Below are 25,214 nucleotides of genomic sequence, written 5' to 3' on the forward strand. Positions count from 1 at the left end.
CCCATTCGGCCTGTCCTATTCCGTCCCTGCCGCGCTATCTCGCGTCCCTCTTTGAAACGTCCGATCAAAATCCCGCCTTCGCATACGCGCGCGCTGGCACGCGTGCGCGTACACTGTGAACTTCGACGTAAAACCGCCATTTTCGGCTCGTCATCATCTGAATGTCGATTGGCTCTAAGCCGGCTCCTTCGCCCGCTGCACGATGCTGTCGGCCAGCTTCGCATTGACCTACGCCAGATGATCGAAATGCGCCTCATAATGCGCCATGCCCTGGCTCATCGAGCGGATCTCGGCTTCCAGCCCCTGCAACCCAGCCTCAGGGAGGAGGACCTCCAGCACGTCCCAATGGTGCCAGCCGTCCCGCGTCGTCATCCGCAACATCTGGCCCCGGCGGCTCGCAATGGCGGATGTGATGCGGGACGTGGCGGCGCCCGGACTCATGATCGTCACATGGGCGACCGGTTCCAGCAGATAGGGTGACGCCGCCGCCAGGGCGTCGGCCATGGCGATGCGCCCGGCGGTGCGGAAGGCGAGTTCGGAACTGTCGACGCTGTGGAACGATCCATCCACCAGCACCGCGCAGACATCCACGACGGGAAAGCCGAGCGGCCCCCTTGCGACGGCGTCGATCACGCCCTTCTCGACCGCCGGAATATATTGCCGGGGCACCGCGCCGCCAGTGATCCGTTCCTCGAAACGCACGCCTTCGCCCCGTTCGAGAGGACGGACTTCCAGCACGACGTCCCCGAACTGGCCATGGCCGCCGGATTGCTTCTTGTGGCGGCCACGCTGGGTCACGGCCTTGCGGATCGATTCGCGATAGGCAATCGTCGGCGCCTGAACGGACACGGCGACGCCGTAACGCCGCTTCAGCCGGTCGACTGCGACGGCGAGATGGTCCTCGCTCATGCCGTGCAGCAGGGTCTCCCGCGAACCTTCATCCTGGTCCCAGTGTAGCCCGGCATCCTCTTCGGCCAGCCGGTTGAGGGCGGTGGAAAGCCGCACCTCGTCCTTATGGTCCTTCGCCGCGATCGCCAGCGCGCAGTTCGCCGCCCTCTTCTCCACCGGCAGGCCGGTCTGCGGGGCCGTGCCGGCCATGCCGATCAGCTCGCCTGCCTGAACGGCCTCGACCTTGGCGATGCCGACGATGGAGCCGGCTTCGGCCGCCGGGATCTTCGCCGTCGCCATGCCCTGGATCGCGAACAATCCGCCGGGCCTTAATGGCCGCCCCTTGCCGTCGGCCATCTCCGCCCCGTCGGCAAGCGCGCCGCCGAAGATGCGGGCCAGCGCCAGCCGGCCGACCGTCGCCGCATGGGAGATTTTGAAGATCTGCGCCGCTTCGCCCCTGATCGCCAGTCGCTCCGCCGTCCGGGCGGGCGCGGGCGTGTCATGGCGCAGCATCTTCAGCAGCCGCCGGATGCCGAAACCGTTGGAGGCGGAACCGAACAGCACCGGGACGATCAGGCCGCTGGCGGTCTCCCGCGCCAGATCGGCAAAGACGGTCTCCAGGCTGGGCTGTTCGTCGGACAGCAATTGTTCGAGCAACAGGTCGTCATGGTCGGCCAATTGTTCCAGCATGTGGAAACGCGCCGCGCTTTCATCGTCCTTCACATGCGGGGCGAGCGCGACCTGCTGCGATTTCCTGCCCGCCTCATAATGATAGGCGCGCTCCAGCGCGAGGTCGACAAAGCCCGCAACTCGGTCCCCGGCGCGGATCGGGATCTGGCGCGCCACCAGGGCGGCGGCGCTCATCGGCGCGAGCGCCGTCAACAGGTCCTCTATGCTGCCCCGCGCCTGATCGATCTTGTTGACGAACAAGGCGTGCGGGATACCCGCGCCCTCCAGCCTGCGCAGCACCGGCTGGGCCAGCGCGGCGCGCTCGGGATCGGGATCGATCACCACGACGGCAAGGTCGGCCATGTCGAGCGCAGATGCGCCATCCGCGGCGAAGCCCGGCGCGCCGGGCACGTCGATCAGCGCGAACCGGTCGCCCATCCATTCGAAATGCATCAGGTTGAGTTCGGTGGAACTGCCCCGTTCGCGCGCCTCCGGGCTGGCGTCGCCCGTGCTGTTTCCCGCCTGAACCGATCCCTGGCGCGGGATCGCGCCGGTTATGAACAGCATCGCTTCGGCAAGGCTGGTCTTGCCCGCCCCGGCGGGTCCGACGAGCGCGATGGCCCGGGTGTAACAGCCGCTCATCCTGGCTCTCCTCCAATCCATCCGTCTCTCTTGATGAAGCCGGTCGCTTGGAAGCAGGGATGTTCGTCCCATATCGGCCGGAACGCAAGGGCGAGATCGTCCATCCCATGCTATGGCCCCGCGCAACGATTCATTGGAGAGCGACATGCTGCCCGCCCGGACCTTCAGCATCACCATCGCCCGCGATTGGCGCGCACTTTACGAAATCATCTGGCGGCCGGAATATTTCCCGCGCTGGGCGTCGGGCCTTGCCGAATCCGGCTTGCGGCAGGAAGGCGCGCACTGGCTGGCCGATGGCCCCGAAGGGCCGATCCGCATCCGCTTCACGCCACATAATGTCTATGGCGTGATGGATCATCATGTCGACCTGGGCAACGGCGAGGAGGTGTTTGTCCCGCTGCGCGTCGTGCAGAATGGCGAAGGGGCGGAAGTCATGCTGACGCTGTTCCGCCAACCCGACATGGACGATGACCGATTCGCCGCCGACATCCGCTGGATCAACCGCGACCTAAAGGCCCTGAAAGCATTGATCGAAAGCTAGGGTGCACGCAGGCCGACCCGCAAAACCCTTCTTATACTGCTAATGACTTGCAACATCCTGCTCATTTGGCTAGCGGACGAGCAGCCTTATGGGGGAAAGAATGCATATCCGCTCGTCTGTCCTGTTCGCCACCGGCGCGCTCGCGCTGTTGAGCCAGCCTGCGCTGGCCCAGTCCGAACCTGCAGCCGAGGATGCCGGCCCGATCATCGTGACCGCGGCGCGCACGATCCTGCCCGCCAACGCCCTGCCGATGACCATCGACGTCATCGATCAGGAAACGCTCAACCAGCAGGTCGCAATTGGCGGGTCCATCGTCGATGCGGTGTCCGCGCTGACCCCCTCCTTCTCGCCGACGCGGCAGAAGCTGTCCGGCGCGGGGGAGACGCTGCGCGGCCGCTCGCCGCTTTATGCGATCAACGGCGTTCCGCAGACCGCTCCGCTGCGCGACGGAGCGAGGGATGGCTTCACCATCGATCCTTTCTTCATCGACCGGGTGGAGCTGATCTACGGCTCCAATGCGCTGCAGGGGATCGGCGGCACGGGCGGCATCGTCAACCAGGTGACCGTTGCGCCGCCCCAGGCGGATGGACTGACCGGCCGGATGCTGGTGCAGGGCAATGCCGACACCGACTTTCATGGCGACGGCATCGGGGGCAAGGTGGCGGGGCTGATCGGCTGGCGTTCCGGGCGGTGGGATGCGACGGTGGGCGCAGCCTATGAGAAGCGCGGCGCCTTTTACGACGGCCATGGCAATCGCGTCGGCACCGACCTGACCCAGGGCGAGACGCAGGATAGCCGGAGTTGGTCGTTGTTCGGCCGCTTCGGCTATGCGCTCAGCGACAGCGCGCGGCTGGACCTGACCATGAGCCGCTTCCAGTTGAAGGGAGAGGGCGATTATGTCGCAGCGGACGGTGACTATCGCGTCGACCGCCCGACCAGTTCGGTGCGCGGCACGCCGCCGGGCGTTCCTGCCGCGAACCGCACAGAAAGCGCGGCGCTGACGCTGACCGACGGCGACTTGTGGGGTGGCAATTTCATCGCCCAGCTCTTCTTCAACCGTTCGCGCGACACCTATGGCGGGGAGGTGGCGCCGATCGCCAGCTTCCAGGACCCGCGCATCGCGCCTGTCAACACGCTGTTCGACCAGTCGCAGAACCGCAGCCGCAAATATGGCGGCAAGATCAGTTATGAACGCGCGATGCCGGGGTTCGAGGCGCTGACCGCCACCATCGGCTTTGACGCGCTCTATGACCTGACCGAACAGCGGCTGATCGCGACCGGTCGGACCTGGGTGCCGCCGACCGACTATCGCAGCCTCGCGCCCTTCGCCCAGTTCAATCTGGCCTTGTTCGACAAGAAGCTGCGCGTGGCAGGCGGATTGCGTCATGAGGATGTGCGCATCAGCATCGACGACTATCACACCCTCTGGACCTATGGCGGCGGCGTCGACGTCGCGGGCGGCAGGCCGACTTTCAGCGATACGCTGCTCAATGGTGGCGTGATCCTGGAACCCTGGGCCGGCATCCGCGCCTATGCCAGCTATGCCGAGGGCTATACCGTGCCCGATGTCGGCCGGATCGCCCGGGCAGTCGCCACGCCCGGCGTCGACATCGACGATTATGTGAATATCAGCCCGATCGTCTCCAACAACCGGGAGATCGGATTCGAAGTGAAGCGAGGCCCGATCGACGCCAGCGCGGCCTATTTCTGGTCGACCAGCAAGAACGGATCGCTGCTGGTGCAGAGCGGCGGAGTGTTTGAGGTCCAGCGTCAGCGGGTGGAAATACAGGGGCTGGAACTGAATCTCTCGGCCAGGACGCCTTTGCCGGGGCTGACCCTCTCGGCCGGCTATGCCCATCTGATCGGTCGCACCGACGGATCGGACAATGGCATCGACAAGGTGGATCGCGATCTGGATGGCGCCAATATCTCGCCTGACCGTCTGAACCTGGCCGCCAGCTATGTGCACGGTCCGGTTTCAGCGCGCATCCAGACGCAATTCTTCCTGTCGCGGCAGTTCGAACGGACGCCGGGCGCCTATCCGCCGCTCTACCGGTTCGACGGCTATGACGTGACCGATCTGTCGCTGCGCTATCAGACCCGGTTCGGGGCATTGACGCTCGCGGCGCAGAATATCTTCGACACATTCTACATCGATTATTACAGCCAGACCGTCCGGCCCAATGACAACGCCCATTATTTCGCGGGACGCGGCCGCAATTTCACCCTCTCATGGGACTATAGATTCTAGTGAAGCTGATCGACACCCTCCACCGCTGGACCGGCGGGCTGATCGGGCTGCTGCTCGCCCTTCTGGGCCTTAGCGGCGCGTTGCTGGTGCATAAAAATGCCTGGACCCTGGTTCCCCATGCCGGCGACCCGCGCGTGGAGGATGTCCGCCAACTGGCCGAGGTGACGCAGCGCATCATGGCCGATCAGGCGGGACGGCCCCAGTCGATCAGCTATGCGTCCGATGATTTCGGGTTGCTGAAGCTGCTGTTCGACAATGGCGGCGGCGCCTATGCGGATCAGCGGGGTGCCATGGTGACGCGGTGGAGCAGCCAGTGGGAGCGGCCCGAACTCTGGCTGTTCGACTTCCACCATCATCTCTTTTCCGGCGAGACGGGCGATTGGGTGATCGGCATCGCCGCGCTTTGCGGCCTGTTCTTCGTGTTCACCGGCCTCATCCTCTGGTGGCGCACGCGGCGGACTTTCGAATGGCGCCTATGGCCGGCGCGGATGAGCCGCCCGGCGATCGTGCGGCATCACCGCGATCTGGGCGTCGTCGTCGCGCCGCTGCTGCTGTTGTCGCTGGTCACAGGGGCCGTGCTGGTGTTCCGGCCGATGGCGGCGCTGCTGTTCGGGCCGGGGGCGCCAGCGCAGATCGACACGGCGCTCGCTCCACCGCCGCCGCGCGACGCCAAACTTGGCGAAGGGCTCGATTGGGGGGCCATGGTCATGACGGCCAAGGCGCGCTTTCCCGATGCGGAGTTGCGCAGCCTCAGCCTGCCGCGCAAGGATAATGGGTTGATCACACTCCGCATGCGGCGGCCGCAGGAATGGCTGCCCAATGGTCGCACCACCCTCTGGTTCGCGGCGGACAGCGGCGCGCTGGTTGCGGCGCGCGATGCCGCGACGCTGCCGATGGCGGTGAAGGGCTATAATCTGCTCTACCCGCTCCACGCGGCGAAGGTCGGCGGTCTGGCGTTCAGGCTGGTCATGACCCTGTCGGGCCTGGCGATGACGCTGCTCGGCACGCTGACAGTCTGGACCTTCTGGTTCAGGCGTCCTGTGAAGCCGGCGCGTGCCCGTCAAATGGCGATCAGCGCGTAGGGACGGTCGAACCGCTCCGACAGCACGAACTGCGCGCAATTATAGACCGGAACGCCGCCGGGCGTTTTCCCCTCAAAGGCGCCGCGATGAGCGTGGCCGTGGACGGCGAAGCGGACATTGTCGAACCTGTCGATTGCCTCGGCCAGCCGTGAGGAACCGAGAAAGGGGAAAATCTCCGGCGGCTCCCCCTGCACCGTGTCCACCACCGGCGCATAGTGCAGCACGGCCACGGTCCGTTCCGTCCGCAGGGATCGCAGCGCATTTTCCAGTTTGCGCGCCTCGTTGATCGATTCCTCGACGAAGCCCTTGATCGCGCTTTCCCCGAAAGCGCCAAGCTCCCCCCGGCCGAAACCGCCGACAAAGCCCTTTACCCCGGCAAAGCCGACGCCCTTTATCTCGACCGCCTGATCGTCCAGCACGGTCACGCCCGCGCCGCGCAGGATCTGCGCCACGACCTCAGGCTGGCCGCATTCATGATCGTGATTGCCCAGTACCGCGACGGTCGGAATGGTGCAGCTTCGCAGGTCTTCGGCCAGTATCTCGGCCTCCCGCGTCTTGCCGAAATTGGTGAGGTCGCCGCATAGCGCCAATATGTCCGCCTGAGCCGAAATCTCCTCGAACATGGCGCGGTAGCGATGTTCGGACGCATCGGTGACATGCAGGTCCCCGACGGCGGCGAGGACAAGGCTGTCCTTGGGCCGCGGCTCACTGGTTGCGATCATGGCTCTCCTCCAGCCCCTTGCCGACCACGTCGGCAAAGCCCCATTCGGTGATGTCGACCAGATAGTCGCGCGGCGAAAGCAGCCGTCCCCGGCACACCCGCAGATTGGGCACGGGCAGCTCTGCGCGGGTCTGCAAGCGTCCCAGCAATTCCTCGAACAGCCAGAGCGGAATGCAATGGCGTTCCGTCGGATAGATGAAGCGGAAATTCAGCAGGTGGATGAGCAGCACTTCCCAGTGCAGTTCCATCGCGTCCAGCAGGCGTTGCCAGTCGATATGTTCATGCTGCCGCAGGATGATGTGCGCGACGTCGGCCCCGTCATAGCGGTAGCGGTCCTGGATGAAGACCTTCGAGAGGATGAATTCGGTCGGCGGCGTGATCCGCACCGTCGTGCCATAGACCTCCGCATGGGAGACATCGCGAAACCATTCCTCCGTCACGGGCAGGCTGGCGGAGGAGATGTTGTAGATGACGTCGAAGAAATTGCCGTCGCGCCAGACCTTGCCAATCCAGCGTTCATCCTCGAATTCGACGCGATGTCCCAGCGCCTTGAAATAAGCGAGGATGCGGGGCGCGTCGCCGGGCTTGCAGAAGACGTCCAGATCCTTGGTCGGCCGCATGATGCCGGTATGGCATCCCAGAGCATAGGTGCCCGACAGCATGAAGGGGATGCCGGATTCCACCAGATGCGCAAGGCTTTCGGCGTAGAATTCGGCAGCCTCCGGCGGGGGATCGAAGGTGACGGGGTACTGGCTCATCACCCTGGGGAACGGACAAGCGGGCGCTTCCGTTCCCCTGCCGGGCAGAAGCCTATCGCATCGTCGGGATGACGAAGCTCTGGTCGATCACCGCGCCGCCATCGGGCCAGCGCTGCGTGATCTTCTTGGTGCGGGTGTAGAAGCGCACGCCGTCCATGCCATACTGGTCGAGATCGCCGAAGCCCGAACGCTTCCAGCCGCCGAAGCTGTGATAGGCGACCGGCACCGGGATCGGCACGTTGATGCCGACCATGCCGACTTCGACATCGGCGGCGAATTTGCGCGCATAGTCGCCGTTGCGGGTGAAGATGGCGACGCCATTGCCATATTGATGCTTCGACGGATAGCTGAGCGCCTCCTCGAAGCTCTGGGCGCGCAGGATCTGGAGCACCGGGCCGAAAATCTCGTCCTGATAGCTTTTCATCTGCGGCGTTACCCGGTCGATCAGCGTCGGGGCGAGATAGAAGCCCTCCTCATAGCCCTGAAGCGAGAAGCCGCGCCCGTCGACCACGATCTCCGCGCCTTCGTCGGCGGCCATCTGGATATAGCTTTCGACACGGGCCTTGTGCACGCCGGTGACGAGCGGGCCATATTGCGCGTCGGGATCGGTAGGGATGCCGGGGCGCAGCGTTTCGATGGCGTCCAGCAGCTTGGCGCGGAAGGCGTCAGCGGTCGCCTCGCCCACCGGTACGACCACCGGCAGCGCCATGCAGCGTTCGCCCGCCGAACCATAGGCCGCGCCAACGATGTCGGCCACTGCCTGATCCATGTCGGCGTCGGGCAGGATGATGCCGTGATTCTTGGCCCCGCCCATCGCCTGCACGCGCTTGCCGTTCTGCGCGCCGCGGGCATAGACATAATTGGCGATGTCGGACGATCCGACGAAGCTGACCGCCTTTATGGCCGGGTGGTCGAGAATGGCGTCGACCATCTCCTTGTCGCCATGGACGACGTTCAGGATGCCGGCGGGCATGCCCGCCTCCATGGCGAGTTCAGCGAGGCGCACCGGGACGGAGGGGTCGCGTTCCGAGGGCTTGAGGATGAAGGCGTTGCCGCAGGCGATGGCCATGGCGCTCATCCAGAGGGGGATCATCGCGGGGAAGTTGAAGGGGGTGATGCCCGCCGCGATGCCCAGCGGCTGGCGCATGGAATAGACGTCGATGCCTGGACCCGCGCCCTGGGTGTATTCGCCCTTCAGCAGATGGGGGATGCCGCAGGCGAATTCGACGACTTCCAGGCCGCGCTGGATGTCGCCCCTGGCATCAGCGACGACCTTGCCATGTTCGGAGGAGAGCAGGACGGCCAGTTCGTCCATATTCTGTTCGATCAGTTCCTTGAAGCGGAACATGACGCGGGCGCGGCGCTGCGGGTTGGTGGCGGCCCATTCGGGCTGGGCGGCGAGGGCGGAATCCACCGCCTTCTGGAGATGGGCGGCGGTGGCGAGTTCGACCTGCGCCTGGACCGCGCCGGTGGCGGGGTTCAGCACGTCGGACAGGCGGGCGCCGGCGAGCGGGGCGGATTGTCCATGAATGAAATGAGTAATTGAACGCATTTTTCCGGTTTCCTCTCCTGCCGGTGGATGGCTTTGGTATAGACGGGTCAGCTTTGCAGATATACGGGTATGTGGACACATTGGTTGTGCGGATTTGCCCATGCTGAATTCCGACGAACTGCGCCTGTTCCTGGCCGTGATGCGGGAGGGCAACATGCTGGCCGCCGCGCGCCGGGTCGGGGTGGATCATAGCACGGTCGCCCGGCGCCTGACCAATATGGAGGCGACGCTGGGCGCGCGGCTGTTCGACCGCAGCCCGCGCGGGGTGACGCCCACGCCCGCCGCCTTCGCGCTGGTTTCCCATGCCGAGCGGATCGAGAGCGAGCTGCTCGCCGCGATGAGCAGCGTCGCGGGGCGCGACCGGGAGGTGGAGGGGACGGTGCGGCTCGCCACGCCGGAGGCCTTTGCCAGCCATCTGATCGCGCCGCGCGTGGCCGAGTTGCGGGAGCGCCATCCGCGCCTGACGCTGGAGCTTGCGTCCGAAAGCAAGGCGGCCAGCCTGTCGCGGCGGGAGGCGGAGATCGCCGTGATGCTGAAACCGCCACCCAAGGGACGGTTCGTGACCCGCAAGCTGGCCGATTACCGCCTGGGCCTCTATGCGTCGAAAGCCTATCTGGCGCGGGAGGGGGTGCCGACGGGGCGGGGCGACCTGAGCCGTCATGTCTTCGTTTCCTATATCGAGGAACTGGCCGGGTTCGCGGAGATGATCGCGCTGGACCAGCTGTTGCCCGGCGCGGCCATCGTCTTCCGCGCCAGTTCCAGCGCCGCGCAGCATGCGGCGGTGGCGGCGGGGATGGGGCTGGGCGTGCTGCACGTCTTCGCGGCGGCGGAGGACGAGCGGCTGGTGCAGTTGTTTCCGGAGTCGATGCCGGAGTCGATGCCGGAGTCGATGGAGGTGTGGCGCAGCTATTGGCTGGTGATGCATGCCGATCTGCAGAGGCTGCCCAGGGTGCGGGCGGCGGCGGATTTTCTGGAGGAGGTGACGCGGGAGATGCGGGAGCGCTTATAGGGGCGCGGGCCGATCCCCGACCGCCGCCTTCGGCGGGAGATCGGGCGTTCAGGCCGCCATCTTCACGGGGATGGCGGGATCGGCCAGCTTTGTCCGGTCGACCGCGACGCCCTTCAGGATCAGGGTGCGGGCGCCCATGAAATCCCTGGGGCTGTTGATGGCGTCGACCGCGATCACCCGGCCCCCGCGCAGATAGAGGGCGGTGAACGGACCGTTTTCCGGATCGCCGCGCACGACCATGTCGTCGGCATCCCGGTTGAGGCCGGCGGATTGCAGCCTGATGTCATACTGGTCGGACCAGAAGGTCGGCAGCGCGCGATATTCGGCCGGCGCCCCCAATATGGTGTCGGCGGCGGTGGCGGCGGAATCCATCGCATGCTGCACGGATTCGAGCCGCCAGAGCCCGCCCGCATGGGGATTGGGGTGCCGCGCGCAGTCGCCTATCGCCAATATGCCTTCCGCCGAGGTCCGGCAATATCCGTCCACCAGCACGCCGCCGTCGCAGGCGATGTCCGCCTGTTCCGCGAGCGCCGTTTCCGCATCGATGCCGATGCCGACGATGGCGATGTCGACGGGGATTTCCCCGCCCGAGGCCAGGCGGATGGCAGAGACGCGATCCGCGCCGGAAAAGTCCGCAATCCGTTCGCCCAGGCGCAGGTCGACGCCCCGGCGGCGATGCTGCCGTTCGAAGAAATCGGAGAGCAGGGGGGAGGTGACGCGCTGGAGGACGCGGGGCTGCGCCTCGATGACGACGACTTCATGCCCCATTTCGCGCGCCGCCGCCGCGACCTCCAGCCCGACATAGCCCGCGCCGACGAGGCCGACGCGGCCGCCGCCGCGAAGCCCCGCCCGAATGGCGTCCACATCCGCGACGGTGCGCAGATGATGGATGCCCGGCAGGCCGGAACCGGGGCAGCGCAGGGTGCGCGCCCTGCCGCCGGTCGCCAGCACGCACCATCCGAAGCGGATCGTCCGGCCATCGTCCAGTTCGGCGCGCCGCCCGGCGGGATCGAGCGAACGGACCCTGCATCCCAGTTCGAACCGGACCCGCTGTTCGTCCCAATAGCCGCTGTCCCGCAGCAGCAGCCGGTCGATCTGCACGGCGCCGACCAGATAGGCCTTGGAGAGGGGAGGGCGGTCATAGGGCAGGCAGTCCTCTTCGCCCGCCACGGCGATGCTGCCGGCAAAGCCCTTCTGCCGCAGCGCAATGGCCAGATGCGCGCCCGCATGGCCGCCGCCGACGATGAGGACGTCCGTTTGCTCGTTCAATGCGATTCTCCTCCCCTGTGCGCGGTCGCCGGGCGACGATCCGGCGCGTTTCCGGGCCGTCGCGGGCGCGCCGCCGCCGCGCCGCGCGAACGGATTGCCGGGCGGCGAGGGGCAACGGCCTGTTTCTCATCGACATTGCGGATCGTTCGGGCCGGCGACAGCCCATGCCGATGCTTCGAAGCTGGGCCAAAATCGCCGCGGCAACTATCCCCTGAGCGCAGGCCTTGCCCTGATCGCGCGGTCTTTTCGGGCGGCAGGCTTGACCCGGCCCTGTAATAAGAGTGTCATCGCGAAAGGGACGAGGCTGTAACGACATCCAGCCATGACGGCCTGCAAATGGCGGTCGTCCGCGCTTCCGGCACGCTGCGTTCCGGATCGCGGGACCGCCATGTCCGGCGCGTCATTTTCCGGATGTCGATGCAGCCGAGGGAGGGCCGTGTCGATGATCCGTCGCCGGGGTGGGCAGCGTCCACCGGAGCGAGGCAGGCGTTTCAAGCCGGGTCGGGGACCGGGCCAGGGAGGACGAGCATGTTGACGCAAATGGCTGCGCCGAGCCGCTTCTGGAATGGCGAGGCGCTTCCGCTGGTTCAGTGGAACAGGTTCAGCAGCACCGACGCGGGCGATGTCGAGGCGCATATGAGCCGGATGTTCTGCCCCCACAGGCTGGACGTGCAGGGCGGGCGGCCGCCGATCGATTTCCGCCACAATCAGGCGCAGCTCAAGGCGCTGACCTTCAACGCGCAGGATTATGGCAATCCCTTCGGGCGGATTTCCATCGACGTGCCGCAGATGGGGCAGATCTATCTGGTGCAATTCTCGCTGACGGGCACGTCCTTCATCACCCATGACAGGGACAGTTTCAGCCTGGCGCCCGGCGAGATGTGCGTGCTGGCCCCGGATTCGCATTTCCGCCAGACGTTCGAGGCGGGCTACAAGCATTTCACCATCAAGATACCCAAGGCCGATCTGGAGCAGGTGCTGGCGAGCGAACTGGGGTTCCGGCCGGACGATCTGGTCTTTTCGACCCGGCCGGTGCCGCTGGTGGGGGCGGCGCAGGCCTTTGCCCATCTGGTCCGTACTATCTGCGACGACATCGATTACGGGCTGACGGGCTATACCCATCCCCGCGCGAGCGGCGCGGTGGAGGATACGCTGAAGCGCCTGCTGCTGGCGGCGGTGCCGCACAATCATTCCGAACTGTTCGACAGCGCGCCATCCGGGCCCGCGCCCTATTATGTGCGGCGCGTCGAGGATTTCGTGCGGGGCCATGCGTGCGAGGCGATCTCCCTGATCGACATGATCGAGATTTCCGGGGTCAGCGCGCGGTCGCTGCATGCGGGGTTCCGGCGGTTTCGCGGGGTGACGCCGATGGTTTACCTCAAAAATGTGCGGCTGGACCTGGCGCGCAAGATGCTGCTGGGCGGCGTGGAGGAGGGGCATAGCGTGACCGATGTCGCGCTGGCCTGCGGGTTCAGCCATTTGAGCAAATTCGCGCGTGACTATGCGGAGCGGTTCGGGGAGCGGCCCTCGGCTACGTTGCGGCAGTTGAAGGGGTGAGGGGCGGGCGCGTGTCAGTTCTGTTCCGGTGGGATTGAGGCGCAGCGTACTCCTGCGAAGGCACTCGAACGAGACGAGTGGCTCGTGAGAGTCCAGTTCCAGCGGCGGGACTGGGTTCCTGCCTTCGCAGGAACAGGGTGGAGGTTTGACTTAAGCGCTGCACCGACCATCAGGGCGCGATATGCACCGCGCCGTCGATGATCTCTACCGCATAGGTTTTGAGCGCGATGGAGCAGGGGGCCGCGCAGGCCGCGCCGGTCTTGATGTCGAAGCTGCCGAGGTGGAAGGGGCAGACGATCTTGCCATCCTCTATCTCGCCTTCCGCCAGCGAGGCTTCGCCATGGGTGCAGAGGTCGTCGGTGGCGAACACCTCCCCGTCCAGCAGATAGACGGCGATGCCGTGGCCGCCGTCCAGTTCGACGCGGTGCACTTCGTCTTCGCTGAGATCGTCGATTGCGCAGAGGCGGATCATGGGGCGAACGCTTTCTTGATCGCCCAGGGGGGCGTCGCCACGCCCTGCACGCGCAGGTCCAGCTTCACGGACGTGAATTTCCATTCTTCTTCCTCATATATTGTCAGGCTGTCGTACCAGCCGCCCAGCCAGCGATCTTCCGGGCCGGAGTCCCCGGCCATGGTGGACAGTTCCCAAAGATACCAGCGGCAGCGCGCCGAGCGGGCGTCTTCCATAAATTCGACATGGGGGGCGACCATATAGTGGATCGACCACAGCACCTGTTCGGCGGCGATGCGGGCGAGGCCCTGGGCAATGGCGGCGGCGCCGTGGAAGGTGGCGAAGCCCTCCGCCGACCAGGTGGCGTCCGCGTGGAACAGCGGTCGCATGATCGCCGGATCGTTCCTTCGGTCCGCGCCGTGGGCGTAGCGCGCCACGAGACCTTCCATCTCCTGGCGCGCTTCGATGCGGAACAGCCGTTCCTCCATGGGCAGGGGGGCCATATTCAGGCGGCCATCGGGCGCAGCCCGCGCCATGTCTCCTGCCCGCCATGGACGGCGACGAAGCGCGCCTCCTCGAACGCATAGGGGACGCCGGGGGAGCCGGAATATAGTTCGATATGCGGGGCGACCTCGGCCAGCGAGAGGGCGAGATTGTAGAGGGGGTGGTGGCTTTCCGGCAGCGCGCCCAGCGGGAAGCGGTCGACCTCCGCCAGCGCGTCCGGCAGGCGGGGCAGCATGCGGTCGTAGAAGGCGCGCAGTTCCGCCGCGTTCGACGCCTGCCGCTTGCGCTGGCGCTGGTCGGCCGTCGGCAGGTTCCAGTCGAGGCAAAGGGAGAGGTCTTCGAAGCCGGTGGGCAAAGTGGGTTGCGTCATGGTCTTTTCCCCCTCACGCATTGACATATCGGTCGACCACGGCGGCGCTGTGGCGGATGAGGATTTCGTCGTCCTGGAGATTCTGGACGAGCTTGGCGCGGGACTGCATCGCCCTTTGCGTGTCCTCCATGGTGGCGGTGTCCTCCAGCCAGGCGTTGCGCTGGAGCGTCATCGCATGTTCGATGGCCCAGCGTTCGGCGTTGGTCTTTGGCGGGCGGACATAATAGCGGCCCTCCCAGAGCGTGCGGTTATGGGCGATGGGCCAGAATTGGTGGGTGAACCAGATGCCTTCCGACACGTGGATCAGCGTGTTGGGGAAGAGGACGCTGAGTTCGAAGGCGAAATCGTCGCGCTTGTCCGGGTTGATCGCGGGGGGCAGCATGGTTTCGGCGCGCTGGGTGACGAGCGAGGCGCCGGCGATGCTATTGGCGATGCCCGCGACCGGGGTGGGTTTCGCGCCCAGCGTCAGGCAGACGGCGCAGCTGCGGTGCGGGCCCATCAGCTTCACATTTTGCAGCCCGGTGGAGAAGGTGTTGGGGAAGGAGCCGGCATGGATGGTGTCGACATGATAGGCCTCCGCAAAGGCGTCGTGCGCGACCTTCCAATTGCATTCCAGTTCGGTGTGGTAGGTGAACTGGTAGCTGAGTTCGGCAAAGGGGAAGCCCGCGAAATGCGCGGCATAGTCGCCCAGAAAATCGGTCAGGCTGTTGTCCGGATTTTCGGCCAGGTTGACGAAGATGAAGCCTTCCCAGACATCGGTATGGATCGGGGTGAGGCCGTTCCGCTGCCTGTCGAAACATGGGTAGAAGCGTTCCTCGCTCGGCACATGTTTCAGCGCGCCGTCCGCGCCATAGACCCAGCCGTGGAAACGGCAGGTGACGATGGCCGCCTTGCTGCGGCCGAAGGTTTCCGGGCCGGTTTCGGTGACGACGGTGTTGCCGCGATGGGCGCAGACATTGTGATGGGCGCGCACGACATCGTCCTTGCCGCGCATCAGGATGACCGACGTGTCGGCGGCGGCGAGGCGCTTGACCTTGTAATCGCCCCTGTCGGGGATTTCGTCGACGCGGCCGACGCAGAGCCAGACCTTCCTGAATATCTTCTCCCGTTCCCGTTCATACCAGTCCGGGTCGATATAGGGTTCGATGGAGATGGGGCCCGATCCCAGTTCGGGATGTTCGTGTAACCAGCGATGCGCGTCGTTCATCATCCTGTCCTTGCCGTTGCATCGGTTGTCGTTGCGGCTTCCGAATGCGTGAAATCGGCATGGATGATGTCGGCGCGCGCCATGCCCCGCTAGCCCGATCCGGTGCGCCTTAGCCTGGGGGCGCATCAAAGGCGCGGGGGGACGGAAGCGGTGCGGAAGGGCTTTTTCGCGGTTCCTCACTCCGTCGCGCTCAGATGATGAACTTCGCGGGATCAGGCTAGCGCGGCTGGCCGATCTGGGTTCGATTATGGCGGTACCAGAAAAACAAAATGCCAATCGAGACGGGGAGTCAAATATGGAAGATGAAAGCTGCAAACCCATATCGTCCGGCCGCGCGGCCCGGCGTCTGCAATCGGGTTCGGTGCGCGCGCTGGTCGCCGGGCTGGCGCTGGCGTCCGGAGCGCCCGTTCTGGCGCAGCAGGCGCCGGAAGACCCGGCTGCGAGCCAGAATAGCGGTATCGCGGAAATCACCGTCACCGCCCGTCGCCGCGCGGAGTCGCTTCAGGATACGCCGATCTCCATCTCGGCGGTGACTTCGGAAGGTCTGGCGCAGCGGGGGATCGATAATGTCACGCAGATCGGAGACTTCACGCCGAATGTGAAGTTCAACAGTTCGGTGCCGGTATCGGCCAGCAACGCCACGGCGGCGATCTTCATTCGCGGCATCGGGCAGAATGACTATCAGCTTTCCGCCGATCCGGGCGTGGGACTGTATCTGGATGGCGTCTATATTTCGCGGGGGGTCGGCAATGTGCTCGACGTCCTCAATGTCGAGCGGATCGAGGTGCTGCGCGGGCCGCAGGGGACTTTGTTCGGCCGCAACACCATCGGGGGCGCGGTGAGCGTGGTCACGAAGAAGCCCGCCGACGATCCGGGGGCCAGCCTGGAGCTGACGACCGGCAGCTACGACCGGGTGCAGATCAAGGGCTCGATCGACGTGCCGCTGGCCGAGGGGGTCTATACCAGCCTTTCGGGCTTTTATCATATGCGCGACGGCTATGTGAAAGGCACGGTGCCGCTGGCGCCGGACCTGGGCGACACCAATACGATGGCGGGGCGTTTCGCGCTGCGGCTGGAGCCGACGAGCAAGCTTTCCATCAACATCGCCGTCGACGGCACGCGGTCGCGGGAGGAAACCGCGCCCAACGTCATGCTCGCGGTCGATGAGAACGCGCCGGCGGCGCAGGTGTGGAACGGCCTTTATTCGGGCGCGGCGGGCATCTGCACCGACCTGTCCAACCCGGCCCGGCTGTCCGACACGCGCTGTTACAACAGCCAGTGGGCGCAGGCGCCCTATCGCCATGGCGGCACGTTCCGGGCGGTGTCGAGCGTCTTCGACAATTTCGGGAAGCGCCGTTACCAGTCGGCGTCGGACCTCAATATCTGGGGCGTTTCCGGCACGGTGGAATGGCGGCTGGGCGAGAATGTGTCGGCCAAGTCCATCACCGCCTACCGCAAGGTGACGGGTTTCTGGACCCGCGATTCCGATCATAGCCCGGCCAGCATCGTCCAGACCAAGAGCGACTGGAAGCAGGATCAGTTTTCGGAAGAATTGCAACTGATCGGCGATGCGCTCGACAGTCGTTTGAACTGGGTCGTCGGCGGCTATTATTCGAAGGAAAGCGGCAATCACCAGGATCTGGTCAACATTGTCGACGCCGTCTTCATGAGCGGTGCGATCCTCGATGGACGGAGCCTTGCCGCCTTCGGTCAGGCGACGTTCGAGATCGTCCATAATCTCAGCCTGACCGGCGGCATACGCTGGACCGAGGACAAGAAGACATTCGACAATGGCAATCAATATGTCGTGGCGGCGGGCTTCCTGACGGGGCAGCCCTTCAATCCCGACGGGTCGGGGTTGCAGGACGGCGATCCGCTGATGGGCCCGCCCGGACGGACGACGATCAAGGACCGCGCCTGGACGCCGATGGCCAGCCTTTCCTATCGCTGGTCGCCCGAATTCCTGACCTACGCATCCTATTCGCAGGGGTTCAAGGGCGGCGGCTTCACCCAGCGCGTCTTCCCGCCCTTCGCCAATATTCCGTCCTTCCGGCCGGAGACCAGCACCACCTACGAAGTCGGCTTCAAGTCCGACCTGTTCGACCGGCGGCTGCGGGTGAATGGCGCGGCCTTCGTCAACGATTATGACGATCTGCAGATCACCGTGAACGATCCGCGTCTGGGTTTCGCGCCGATCATCCAGAATGCGGCGAAGGCGCGCATCAAGGGGCTGGAGCTGGAAGTGCAGGCCCGGCCGACCGAGGCGCTGAAGCTGGAGGCGGGGCTCGGCTATCTGGACGCGAAATATCGGCAGGTGGACATTCGGGCGCTCAACAGCGGCGTGACCAGGGATTCCCATTTGCAGAATGCGCCCAAATGGACGCTGAGCGCGGGGGCTTCCTACGACATCCGGGTCGACGGGGTGGGCCGGTTCACGCCGCGGGTCGACTGGTCCTACCGGTCGAAGGTCTATAATGACGCGGTGAACAGCCCGCTGCTGATCCAGAAGGGCTATCATCTGGTGAACGCCTCCATCGGCTATAGCGACGAGCCGGAAAGCTGGCTGATCACGCTGGGCGTCAAGAACCTGACCAAGCAAGTCTATCTGGGATCGGGCTTCGTGGATTCCTTCGGCGGGATCACGGAGGGGGCGTTCGGGCGGCCCCGCGAATGGTTCCTGAGCGCGCGGCGGACCTTCTGACAATCATGCGGGCGCCGGTCTTCCCGGCGTCCGCCCTGGCGGGCGAGGACGGCATGGCGGAAATATGGGAACGCAGGGTCGAGCGGCTGGAGGCGTTGCGCGACATCGATGCGCTGATCGTCGACCTTTCGCGGGCCTTCGATGCGGGGCCTTCGGCGGAGATGCTGCGGCCGCTTTTCACCGAGGATGCGGTCTTCCGGGTCGACCGATACGGGCTATTGTCGGGCGGGGACGCCATCGCTGAGGGTGTGGCGGGCAATGCGGAGCAGGGGTTCAGATGGACCCTGCATTATCTGGTTTCGCCCAAGGTGACGCTCGATCCCGCTTATGAGCGGGCGGACGTGGAATTCATGTTGTGGGAGGTTGCGACCTCAGCCAGCGGGCGGGCCTATTGGATCGGCGGGCGCTATGTCGCGGACGTGCGGAAGATGGCGGGCGGCTGGCGGTTCGGTGCGCTGGAACTGCGGGCCGATCTGATCTCCCACTATCCCGATGGGTGGCGGGACAAGCCAGAGGCTTTGGGAGATGCGTGATGTTGGAGCATGTCCTGCCAGGAAAGAGGAGGGCTTCGACAGGCTCAGCCCGAACGGGGGCGGGTCGGCACGCTGTTGCCCTGGGTCCTGTGGCGAAGAAGCGATAGAGTTTACGGGAAATATCGGAGAGTAGGATGACCACGACATGCACGGCGGAAGACTTGCGCCATATCAACCGCAGCGTCGATGATATTCGCGAAGAACTGGGCGTCGATCCGGTCTCGGTGCGGGCGATCAGCGATCCGGCCATTTACGAACTGGAGCGCGAGAAAATCTTCCGCAAGACCTGGCTGAAGGTCGCGACAAGTTGGGAACTGCCCCATGCCGGCGACTATAAGGTCAAGGAACTGCCGGTGGCGGACGCATCCGTGCTGATCGTGCGGGGCAAGGACGGGCGGATCAGGGCCTTCCACAATGTCTGCACCCATCGCGGGAACAAGGTCGTTCCGAGCAGCGGTTTCGAGACTTTCGGGCGGTCGCGCGCCAATGTCGTCACCTGCCGCTTCCATGGCTGGGTGTTTTCGACCGACGGGCCGCTGCGTTCCGTGCCGATGAAGGAGAAGTTCGGCAAGCTGGATACCGCCTGTCTTGGCCTGCGCGAAATCCATTGCGATAGCTGGGAAGGTTTCGTCTTCATCCATTTCGATGCGGAACCGGCGCAGACGTTGACCGAATATCTGGGTGACTTCGGCCGGTTGTTCGGCGGCTATCCCTATGCGGAATCGACCACCGCCTTCCGCTATTCGACGGTGCTGAACTGCAACTGGAAGGTCGCCCATTACGCCTTCAGCGAAGGCTATCATGTGCCGACCATCCATGCCGGGTCGCTGCCGGGCTTCAAGGGGGTGGAGCATGGCGATTTCAAGCTGATGGGGCCGCATGCCTCCTCCACCATCTATGGGGCGGGGATGGACACGGCGCCCTCGACGCTGGCCTTCGCGTCGATGCTGAGCACGACCGAGCGCCATCGCCCGCGGCCCGACCAGTTGCCGCTCGCGATCAACCCGGAGCGGCGGGCGGATTTCCAGTTCGAGCTGCCCAATCTCTTCCCCAATTTCATCATCCATCTGGCGTCGGGCTGCGGCTATCCGGGCATGTCCTTCTTCACGCATCAATTCTGGCCGCTCGACCATGGGCGGACGCTGTGGGAGGGGATCAACTATTTCCGGCCCGCCCAGAATGCGGCGGAACAGGTGGCGCAGCAGCATGTGAACGCGCTGCATCGGAATGCCTGGCTGGAGGATACCGCCACCATGGAGGACACTTTCGCCGGCATCATGTCCGGATCGATCGACGCGATGCAGTTGATGGATCAGGAATTCCTGATCCGCCACGCGGCGCGCACGCTCGACACCTATCTCGCGGCTTGAGGATTTTAGCATGACCGACCTGATACTCCCCGCGCCCTTTGCCGATCTGGCGCCGCTGGCCGCCCATTGGGCGCGGCCCAGCGAGAATGAGCGCAGCGAGATACGCTGGAGCGCCAGCGCCGCCGATTTCAGGGCGCTGTATGAGGCGATGATGCCGCGTCTGGACGCAATATTGCGGCTGTTGTCGGAGCATCCGGCCAGCGGCATGCCGGAGGATGTCCATAATCTCTTCCTACTGGCCTGCGCCTTTGCCGAGGCGTCGCCGCATCATGAGCTTTACGGGGGCAGCAGCGCCGTTCCCTTCAGCTTCGATGCGCGGCGCTTCGTGCGCATGGATGGCGATGCCGCGCTCTGAACGTTCCCACGGAAACTGAGCGGTCCCATAGCAACAAAGGGTAGTTCCAATGTCTGACGCGCGTTCGCATATCGAGGTTCATGACTATAGCGGCGGGATCGTCGGGCCGGGCATCGCGCCGGCCGGGACGGTTCGCGACGGCGGCACCATCCGCACCGGCACGCCGCCGGGCTGCTGGGGGCCGATGATCACGCCGAAATTCCAGGGCGGGCATGAAGTCACCCGTCCCGTGCTGGTTGAAGGGGCGGAGGTCGGGGACGCCATCGCCATCACGCTGAAGACCGTGCGGGTGACGTCGCTCGCCACCTCTTCGGGCGTGATGGAATTTGTCGAGGGGCGCTATGTGGGCGATCCCTTCGTCGCGAAGCTGTGCCCGAGCTGCGGCACGACCGCGCCGTCCAGCCATATCGAAGGCATTGGGGACGAGGCGGTGCGCTGCGACAATTGCGGGGCGGAGGTGAATGCGTTCCGCTTTTCCAACGGCTATGTCATCGTGCTTGACCGGGAAAACAATGTGGCGCTGACCGTGAGCAAGGATGTCGCGGAACGGATCGCCGGGGATGCGCGGAATATTGCGGCCATTCCGGACGGGGCGGGCCAGCATTCGATCCTGGCGCTGGCGCGGGCGGATATTGCGGGCCTGGCGAGCCGCATGCGGCCTTTCCTGGGCAATATCGGCACGGTGCCGTCCCGCGACCTGCCGGATTCGCATAATGCGGGGGATTTCGGGTCGTTCCTGATCGATGCGCCCCATGGCTACAGCTTCACGCAGGAGGAGTTGGACCGGCACAAGACGGACGGGCATATGGACACCAATTCGGTGCGGGAGGGCGCGATCCTCATCTGCCCGGTCAAGGTGCCCGGCGGCGGCGTCTATATGGGCGACATGCATGCGCAGCAGGGCAATGGCGAGATTGCCGGCCATGCCACCGACGTGTCGGGCGTGGTCGAGCTGGAAGTGAAGGTGATCAAGGGGCTGAAGCTGGACGGCCCGATCCTGTTGCAGCATCGCGACGATCTGCCCTTCCTGGCGCAGCCGATGAGCCGGGAGGAGCGCGCGGCGGTCGGGCGGCTGGCCGAGCGCCATGGGCAGAAGGTGATAGAGGACAATGCGCCGATCACCTTCATCGGTTCGGGGCCGACGCTGAACGACGCGACCAGGAACGGGCTGACCCGCGCCGCCGAAGTGACGGGATTGCCCTATGACGAGATCCTCAATCGCGCGACCATCGCCGGGTCGATCGAGATCAGCCGGTTGCCCGGCGTGGTGCGCGTCACCTTCCTCTGTCCGACGCCGATCCTAGAGCGCATGGGCGTGGCGGAGCTGGTCCGCCAGCAATATGGCGCGCAGGCGTGATCGCCATGAGCGGGGCGAAAATGCCGGGATCGGTCGTCATCGGCCGGGATGTGGTGGACCGCATGCTGCATCTGGAGACCGGCCGGACCGACGAGGCGCTGAACGCGCGGTTCGGCATCAGCTATAATAGCTGGCGCAAGATCATCGCGGGGCGGCCGGTCCGGTCGTCCATGGCCGCCCGGCTGGTGCGGCGCGTCGAGAGCATCGAGCCGGGTGTCTGATACCTTGCCGGTATGAAATCGAACCGAAACGGCATTTTCCCTTGCCGATCGGCCTTTCTATCTGTTCCGGACTGCAACGGAGAATTCATGGCGTCCTCCATCACCATCGATAGCGTCGAGGCCTTCATACTCGACGTGCCGACCATCCGGCCGCATGTGCTGTCGGTCGCGACGATGCGGTCGCAGGCGATGGTCATCGTCCGGCTGGTCTGTTCCGACGGGGTGGAGGGGATAGGCGAGGGAACGACCATCGGCGGCCTCAGCTACGGCGCGGAAAGTCCGGAGGGCATCAAGCTGGCCGTCGACACCTATTTCGCGCCGGTCCTGACCGGGGCGGACGCCACGCGCCCGGCCGCGATCATGGCCCGGCTGCGCAGGGAGATCGCCGCCAATCATTTCGCCAGGAACGCGGTGGAGACGGCGCTGCTCGACGCGCAGGGCAAGCGGCTGGGCGTGCCGGTCAGCGAATTGCTGGGCGGGCGGGTGCGCGACCGGTTGCCGGTGCTCTGGACGCTGGCCAGCGGCGATACGGCGCGCGACATAGAGGAGGCGGAGGCGATGCTGGCGTCGCGCCGCCACGACGCCTTCAAGCTCAAGATCGGAAAGCGCCCGCTGGAGGCCGATGTCGCGCATGTGGCGGCGATCAAGAAGGCGCTGGGCGACCGGGCCAGCGTGCGGGTCGACGTGAACCAGGCGTGGAGCGAGGTGACGGCCAAGCGCGGGTTGGCGATGCTGGCCGATGCGGGCGTCGACCTAGTGGAGCAGCCGATCAGGGCGAGCAGCCTTTCGGGCATGGCGCGGCTGACCGCGATGGGCCGCCTGGCAGTGATGGCGGACGAGGCGCTGTACGGGCCGGAGACGGGCTTTGCCTATGCCGCCGCCGGGGCCGCCGACGTGTTCGCGATCAAGATCGCCCAGGCCGGGGGGCTGACGGCCGCCAGGGGGCTGGCGGCCATTGCCGAAGCGGCGGGCGTGGCGCTCTATGGCGGCACCATGCTGGAGGGGGGCGTGGGGACGGTCGCATCGGCGCAGTTGTTCGCGACCTTCGCCGATCTCGCCTTCGGGACGGAGCTGTTCGGGCCGCTGCTGCTGACCGAGGAGGTGCTGGCGCAGCCGCTGGACTATTCCGACTACAGCCTTGCCGTGCCGGACGGGCCGGGCCTTGGCATCGCGCTGAACCCCGACGCGGTCGCCGCCTTCCGCCGAGACGCGCCCGCGCGCACCACCGTCCTTCTTTCCGGACAGGCGAAGGGATAGGCCGATGCTGTTTCACGTCACCATGGATGTCCATGTTCCGCACGGTTACGACCCGGTGCGCTTCGAGCAGTTGAAGGCCGCGGAAAAGGCGCGTTTCCAGCAGTTGCAGCGGGACGGGACATGGCGGCACATCTGGCGGGTGGTGGGCCGGTACAGCAATGTCAGCATCTTCGATGTGGAGGACAATGCGCAGCTCCACGACCTGCTGACCAGCCTGCCGCTCTATCCCTTCATGGAGGTGAAGGTGACGGCGCTGTGCCGCCATCCTTCGTCGCTCCATGACGACGATCGCTGATATTCAAACTTCCGGAGAGGTGAACATGACCGAAAATTTCGTGAACGGCGCAGCGGTCCAGGCCCTGCTCGACCGGGCCAGCGGCCTCGATGCCGAAGGCGGCGACAGGCGGCTGAAGGCCATCGTCCGCGAGCTGGCCGAAGCGGTGATGAGGACCATCGTCCGCCATGATGTGAGCGAAAGCGAATTCTGGGCCGCGATCCAGTATTTCCAGGAAGGCGCCGCCGAATTCGGCCTGATCGTGCCGGGCGTGGGGCTGGAGCATTTCATGGACCTGCTGATGGACGCCCGAGATGCCGAGACGGGCAGGACCGGGGGGACGCCGCGCACCATCGAAGGGCCGCTCTATGTCGCGGGCGCGCCGCTGGTGGAGGGGGACGTCAACCTGAGCGACGATCCCGACGATACCGGCACGCTGTACATGAGCGGCGTGATCAGGGGGCCCGGGGGGGAGCCTGTCGAGGGTGCGATCCTGCACGTCTGGCACGCCAATTCGCAGGGCTGGTATTCGCATTTCGACCCGACCGGCGAGCAGACGCCCTTCAACAACCGCCGCCGCATCCGGATCGGCAGCGACGGGCGCTACAGCTTCCATTCGAAGATGCCCAACGGCTATAGCGTGCCGCCCGGCGGGGCGACCGACCGGCTGATGCGAGCGCTGGGCCGCCATGGCAACCGCCCGGCCCATGTGCATTTCTTCGTCGAGGCGCCCGGCTATCGCACGCTGACGACGCAGATCAACTTCGGGGACGATCCGTTCGCGGCGGACGATTTCGCCTTCGCCACGCGGGAAGGCCTGCTGCCCGTGCCGAACCGGCAGGGCGATGCCGCCACCATCGTCTTCGATTTCGAGCTGCAGAAGGCCGGCGCTTCCACCGAGGAGGGTTTTTCGTTACGGGCCCGCGCAGCGGTTTGAGCAAGAGGCTTTTCCATGCAGAAGATTGTCGATAGTCCGAGGCGCGCGCTGGAAGGCCTGTTGTTCGACGGCATGACGATCATGTCGGGCGGATTCGGGCTTTCGGGCAATCCCGAAAGCCTGATCCCCGAGATCCGGGCATCGGGCGTGAAGGACCTCACCATCATCTCCAACAATGCGGGGGCCGACGGGTTCGGGCTGTGGATGCTGCTGGAGAGCCGCCAGGTGCGCAAGATGATCTCCTCCTATGTGGGGGAGAACAAGCTGTTCGAGAGCCAGTATCTTTCGGGAGAACTGGAGCTGGAGCTGAACCCCCAGGGCACGCTGGCCGAGCGCATCCGGGCGGGCGGCGCAGGCATCCCGGCCTTCTACACCAAGACGGGCGTGGGCACGATGGTGGCGGAGGGCAAGCCGGTCGAGACCTTCGAGGGGGAGGAATATGTGCGGGAGACCTGGCTGCGCGCCGACCTTTCCATCATCAAGGCGTGGCGCGCGGACCCCGCGGGCAACCTGATGTTCCGCAAGACGGCGCGCAACTTCAACCCGAACATGGCGACGGCTGGCAGGGTCACGGTGGCGGAGGTGGAGGAGATCGTGCCCGAGGGCGGTTTCGACCCCGACTGCATCCATACGCCCGGCATCTATGTCGACCGCATCGTGCTGAGCACCATCAACGAGAAGCGGATCGAGAAGCTGACGACGCGTCCGCGTGAGACCGGGGGGGCGCGTGAGACCGGG

General features: G+C 65.4%; 24 protein-coding genes. 15 read left to right on the forward strand and 9 right to left on the reverse strand.

All coding sequences use genetic code 11. The features are described from left to right. Window positions 1-228 precede the first annotated feature (228 nt). The gene (locus K7W03_RS15640; protein ID WP_222886763.1) at window positions 229-2,199 is read right to left on the reverse strand and encodes an elongation factor G; all 1,971 of its coding nucleotides are present in this window, start codon (window positions 2,197-2,199) and stop codon (window positions 229-231) included. A 145-nt stretch (window positions 2,200-2,344) separates the two neighbouring features. Between K7W03_RS15640 and K7W03_RS15645 the strand changes: the two genes are divergently transcribed. From K7W03_RS15645 to K7W03_RS15655, 3 genes are all read left to right on the forward strand, one after another. Continuing rightward, complete coding sequence (locus K7W03_RS15645) at window positions 2,345-2,740, forward strand: hypothetical protein (protein ID WP_025548474.1); 396 nt, start codon at window positions 2,345-2,347, stop codon at window positions 2,738-2,740. Window positions 2,741-2,840: 100 nt separating this feature from the next. Then, window positions 2,841-4,991 carry a TonB-dependent receptor gene (locus K7W03_RS15650; protein ID WP_222886764.1) on the forward strand — a complete coding sequence of 717 codons (2,151 nt, stop codon included), beginning with the start codon at window positions 2,841-2,843 and terminating at the stop codon, window positions 4,989-4,991. Beyond that, on the forward strand, window positions 4,991-6,073 hold the full coding sequence (locus K7W03_RS15655; protein ID WP_222886765.1) for a PepSY-associated TM helix domain-containing protein: 1,083 nt from the start codon (window positions 4,991-4,993) through the stop codon (window positions 6,071-6,073). The genes K7W03_RS15650 and K7W03_RS15655 overlap by 1 nt, the downstream gene beginning before the upstream one ends. Here K7W03_RS15655 and K7W03_RS15660 read toward each other — a convergent pair. Genes K7W03_RS15660 through K7W03_RS15670 form a run of 3 tightly spaced genes read right to left on the reverse strand, consistent with a single transcriptional unit; the run spans window position 6,052 to window position 9,104 of the window. Further along, window positions 6,052-6,795: a metallophosphoesterase family protein gene (locus K7W03_RS15660; RefSeq protein WP_222886766.1), complete on the reverse strand. Its 744-nt coding sequence runs from the start codon at window positions 6,793-6,795 to the stop codon at window positions 6,052-6,054. The two genes, K7W03_RS15655 and K7W03_RS15660, sit on opposite strands and share 22 nt — an antisense overlap. Further along, complete coding sequence (locus K7W03_RS15665; protein WP_048575216.1) at window positions 6,779-7,552, reverse strand: nucleotidyltransferase family protein; 774 nt, start codon at window positions 7,550-7,552, stop codon at window positions 6,779-6,781. The genes K7W03_RS15660 and K7W03_RS15665 overlap by 17 nt, the downstream gene beginning before the upstream one ends. Window positions 7,553-7,604: 52 nt before the next feature. Then, a complete protein-coding gene (locus tag K7W03_RS15670) occupies window positions 7,605-9,104 on the reverse strand; it encodes a CoA-acylating methylmalonate-semialdehyde dehydrogenase (RefSeq protein ID WP_065847452.1) in 1,500 nt (499 codons plus the stop codon). Between the two features lie 100 nt (window positions 9,105-9,204). Between K7W03_RS15670 and K7W03_RS15675 the strand changes: the two genes are divergently transcribed. Next, window positions 9,205-10,113 carry a LysR family transcriptional regulator gene (locus K7W03_RS15675; RefSeq protein WP_065847450.1) on the forward strand — a complete coding sequence of 303 codons (909 nt, stop codon included), beginning with the start codon at window positions 9,205-9,207 and terminating at the stop codon, window positions 10,111-10,113. A gap of 48 nt (window positions 10,114-10,161) precedes the next feature. Here the strand turns inward: K7W03_RS15675 and K7W03_RS15680 are convergent, their stop codons facing one another. Then, window positions 10,162-11,382 carry an NAD(P)/FAD-dependent oxidoreductase gene (locus K7W03_RS15680; RefSeq protein ID WP_065847448.1) on the reverse strand — a complete coding sequence of 407 codons (1,221 nt, stop codon included), beginning with the start codon at window positions 11,380-11,382 and terminating at the stop codon, window positions 10,162-10,164. A 528-nt stretch (window positions 11,383-11,910) separates the two neighbouring features. Between K7W03_RS15680 and K7W03_RS15685 the strand changes: the two genes are divergently transcribed. Beyond that, entirely contained in the window at window positions 11,911-12,939 is a 1,029-nt protein-coding gene (locus tag K7W03_RS15685) for an AraC family transcriptional regulator (RefSeq protein WP_044660980.1), read from the forward strand. 169 nt (window positions 12,940-13,108) lie between these two features. On the opposite strand, the gene K7W03_RS15690 is transcribed toward K7W03_RS15685, so the two are convergent. From K7W03_RS15690 to K7W03_RS15705, 4 genes are read right to left on the reverse strand one after another with little or no spacing between them, the layout of a single operon-like run. Then, the gene (locus K7W03_RS15690) at window positions 13,109-13,411 is read right to left on the reverse strand and encodes a non-heme iron oxygenase ferredoxin subunit (protein ID WP_065847446.1); all 303 of its coding nucleotides are present in this window, start codon (window positions 13,409-13,411) and stop codon (window positions 13,109-13,111) included. After that, window positions 13,408-13,926, reverse strand: a complete 519-nt coding sequence (locus K7W03_RS15695; protein ID WP_065847444.1) for a nuclear transport factor 2 family protein — start codon at window positions 13,924-13,926, stop codon at window positions 13,408-13,410. Before K7W03_RS15695 ends, K7W03_RS15690 begins: the two co-directional genes overlap by 4 nt. Beyond that, window positions 13,896-14,264: a hypothetical protein gene (locus K7W03_RS15700; RefSeq protein ID WP_065847442.1), complete on the reverse strand. Its 369-nt coding sequence runs from the start codon at window positions 14,262-14,264 to the stop codon at window positions 13,896-13,898. Before K7W03_RS15700 ends, K7W03_RS15695 begins: the two co-directional genes overlap by 31 nt. Before the next feature lie 13 nt (window positions 14,265-14,277). After that, window positions 14,278-15,474 carry an aromatic ring-hydroxylating oxygenase subunit alpha gene (locus K7W03_RS15705; protein ID WP_226870203.1) on the reverse strand — a complete coding sequence of 399 codons (1,197 nt, stop codon included), beginning with the start codon at window positions 15,472-15,474 and terminating at the stop codon, window positions 14,278-14,280. Window positions 15,475-15,766: 292 nt separating this feature from the next. Between K7W03_RS15705 and K7W03_RS15710 the strand changes: the two genes are divergently transcribed. The 10 genes from K7W03_RS15710 to K7W03_RS15755 form a co-directional block, all read left to right on the forward strand. Then, on the forward strand, window positions 15,767-18,172 hold the full coding sequence (locus tag K7W03_RS15710; RefSeq protein WP_065847440.1) for a TonB-dependent receptor: 2,406 nt from the start codon (window positions 15,767-15,769) through the stop codon (window positions 18,170-18,172). 5 nt (window positions 18,173-18,177) lie between these two features. Next, a complete protein-coding gene (locus tag K7W03_RS15715; RefSeq protein WP_226870204.1) occupies window positions 18,178-18,705 on the forward strand; it encodes a nuclear transport factor 2 family protein in 528 nt (175 codons plus the stop codon). 134 nt (window positions 18,706-18,839) lie between these two features. Beyond that, complete coding sequence (locus K7W03_RS15720) at window positions 18,840-20,075, forward strand: aromatic ring-hydroxylating oxygenase subunit alpha (RefSeq protein ID WP_099186626.1); 1,236 nt, start codon at window positions 18,840-18,842, stop codon at window positions 20,073-20,075. 10 nt (window positions 20,076-20,085) lie between these two features. Further along, window positions 20,086-20,430: a hypothetical protein gene (locus K7W03_RS15725; protein WP_103000778.1), complete on the forward strand. Its 345-nt coding sequence runs from the start codon at window positions 20,086-20,088 to the stop codon at window positions 20,428-20,430. A 49-nt stretch (window positions 20,431-20,479) separates the two neighbouring features. Further along, window positions 20,480-21,787 carry an acetamidase/formamidase family protein gene (locus tag K7W03_RS15730; RefSeq protein WP_099186628.1) on the forward strand — a complete coding sequence of 436 codons (1,308 nt, stop codon included), beginning with the start codon at window positions 20,480-20,482 and terminating at the stop codon, window positions 21,785-21,787. A 5-nt stretch (window positions 21,788-21,792) separates the two neighbouring features. Further along, a complete protein-coding gene (locus tag K7W03_RS15735) occupies window positions 21,793-22,008 on the forward strand; it encodes a hypothetical protein (RefSeq protein ID WP_025548496.1) in 216 nt (71 codons plus the stop codon). Between the two features lie 87 nt (window positions 22,009-22,095). Further along, window positions 22,096-23,265 carry a muconate/chloromuconate family cycloisomerase gene (locus tag K7W03_RS15740; RefSeq protein WP_048575204.1) on the forward strand — a complete coding sequence of 390 codons (1,170 nt, stop codon included), beginning with the start codon at window positions 22,096-22,098 and terminating at the stop codon, window positions 23,263-23,265. Window positions 23,266-23,269: 4 nt separating this feature from the next. Further along, a complete protein-coding gene (catC, locus tag K7W03_RS15745; protein ID WP_103000776.1) occupies window positions 23,270-23,560 on the forward strand; it encodes a muconolactone Delta-isomerase in 291 nt (96 codons plus the stop codon). Window positions 23,561-23,585: 25 nt separating this feature from the next. Next, the gene (locus K7W03_RS15750; RefSeq protein WP_222886767.1) at window positions 23,586-24,476 is read left to right on the forward strand and encodes a dioxygenase; all 891 of its coding nucleotides are present in this window, start codon (window positions 23,586-23,588) and stop codon (window positions 24,474-24,476) included. Between the two features lie 15 nt (window positions 24,477-24,491). Further along, window positions 24,492-25,214: CoA transferase subunit A (locus tag K7W03_RS15755; protein ID WP_222886768.1), on the forward strand; the 723-nt coding region annotated here is incomplete at its 3' end.

This window comes from Sphingobium sp. PNB (assembly GCF_019873065.1).
Classification (GTDB): Bacteria; Pseudomonadota; Alphaproteobacteria; order Sphingomonadales; family Sphingomonadaceae; genus Sphingobium; species Sphingobium fuliginis.

Coding starts and splice junctions, on each gene's coding strand:
- K7W03_RS15710 (WP_065847440.1), top strand. CDS start 15,767: ATGGAAGATGAAAGCTGCAAACCCATATCGTCCGGCCGCGCGGCCCGG.
- K7W03_RS15640 (WP_222886763.1), bottom strand. CDS start 2,199: ATGAGCGGCTGTTACACCCGGGCCATCGCGCTCGTCGGACCCGCCGGG.
- K7W03_RS15665 (WP_048575216.1), bottom strand. CDS start 7,552: ATGAGCCAGTACCCCGTCACCTTCGATCCCCCGCCGGAGGCTGCCGAA.
- K7W03_RS15740 (WP_048575204.1), top strand. CDS start 22,096: ATGGCGTCCTCCATCACCATCGATAGCGTCGAGGCCTTCATACTCGAC.
- K7W03_RS15695 (WP_065847444.1), bottom strand. CDS start 13,926: ATGGCGCGGGCTGCGCCCGATGGCCGCCTGAATATGGCCCCCCTGCCC.
- K7W03_RS15730 (WP_099186628.1), top strand. CDS start 20,480: ATGTCTGACGCGCGTTCGCATATCGAGGTTCATGACTATAGCGGCGGG.
- K7W03_RS15645 (WP_025548474.1), top strand. CDS start 2,345: ATGCTGCCCGCCCGGACCTTCAGCATCACCATCGCCCGCGATTGGCGC.
- K7W03_RS15670 (WP_065847452.1), bottom strand. CDS start 9,104: ATGCGTTCAATTACTCATTTCATTCATGGACAATCCGCCCCGCTCGCC.
- K7W03_RS15715 (WP_226870204.1), top strand. CDS start 18,178: ATGCGGGCGCCGGTCTTCCCGGCGTCCGCCCTGGCGGGCGAGGACGGC.
- catC (WP_103000776.1), top strand. CDS start 23,270: ATGCTGTTTCACGTCACCATGGATGTCCATGTTCCGCACGGTTACGAC.
- K7W03_RS15705 (WP_226870203.1), bottom strand. CDS start 15,474: ATGATGAACGACGCGCATCGCTGGTTACACGAACATCCCGAACTGGGA.
- K7W03_RS15720 (WP_099186626.1), top strand. CDS start 18,840: ATGACCACGACATGCACGGCGGAAGACTTGCGCCATATCAACCGCAGC.
- K7W03_RS15650 (WP_222886764.1), top strand. CDS start 2,841: ATGCATATCCGCTCGTCTGTCCTGTTCGCCACCGGCGCGCTCGCGCTG.
- K7W03_RS15735 (WP_025548496.1), top strand. CDS start 21,793: ATGAGCGGGGCGAAAATGCCGGGATCGGTCGTCATCGGCCGGGATGTG.
- K7W03_RS15660 (WP_222886766.1), bottom strand. CDS start 6,795: ATGATCGCAACCAGTGAGCCGCGGCCCAAGGACAGCCTTGTCCTCGCC.
- K7W03_RS15700 (WP_065847442.1), bottom strand. CDS start 14,264: ATGACGCAACCCACTTTGCCCACCGGCTTCGAAGACCTCTCCCTTTGC.
- K7W03_RS15675 (WP_065847450.1), top strand. CDS start 9,205: ATGCTGAATTCCGACGAACTGCGCCTGTTCCTGGCCGTGATGCGGGAG.
- K7W03_RS15725 (WP_103000778.1), top strand. CDS start 20,086: ATGACCGACCTGATACTCCCCGCGCCCTTTGCCGATCTGGCGCCGCTG.
- K7W03_RS15690 (WP_065847446.1), bottom strand. CDS start 13,411: ATGATCCGCCTCTGCGCAATCGACGATCTCAGCGAAGACGAAGTGCAC.
- K7W03_RS15685 (WP_044660980.1), top strand. CDS start 11,911: ATGTTGACGCAAATGGCTGCGCCGAGCCGCTTCTGGAATGGCGAGGCG.
- K7W03_RS15750 (WP_222886767.1), top strand. CDS start 23,586: ATGACCGAAAATTTCGTGAACGGCGCAGCGGTCCAGGCCCTGCTCGAC.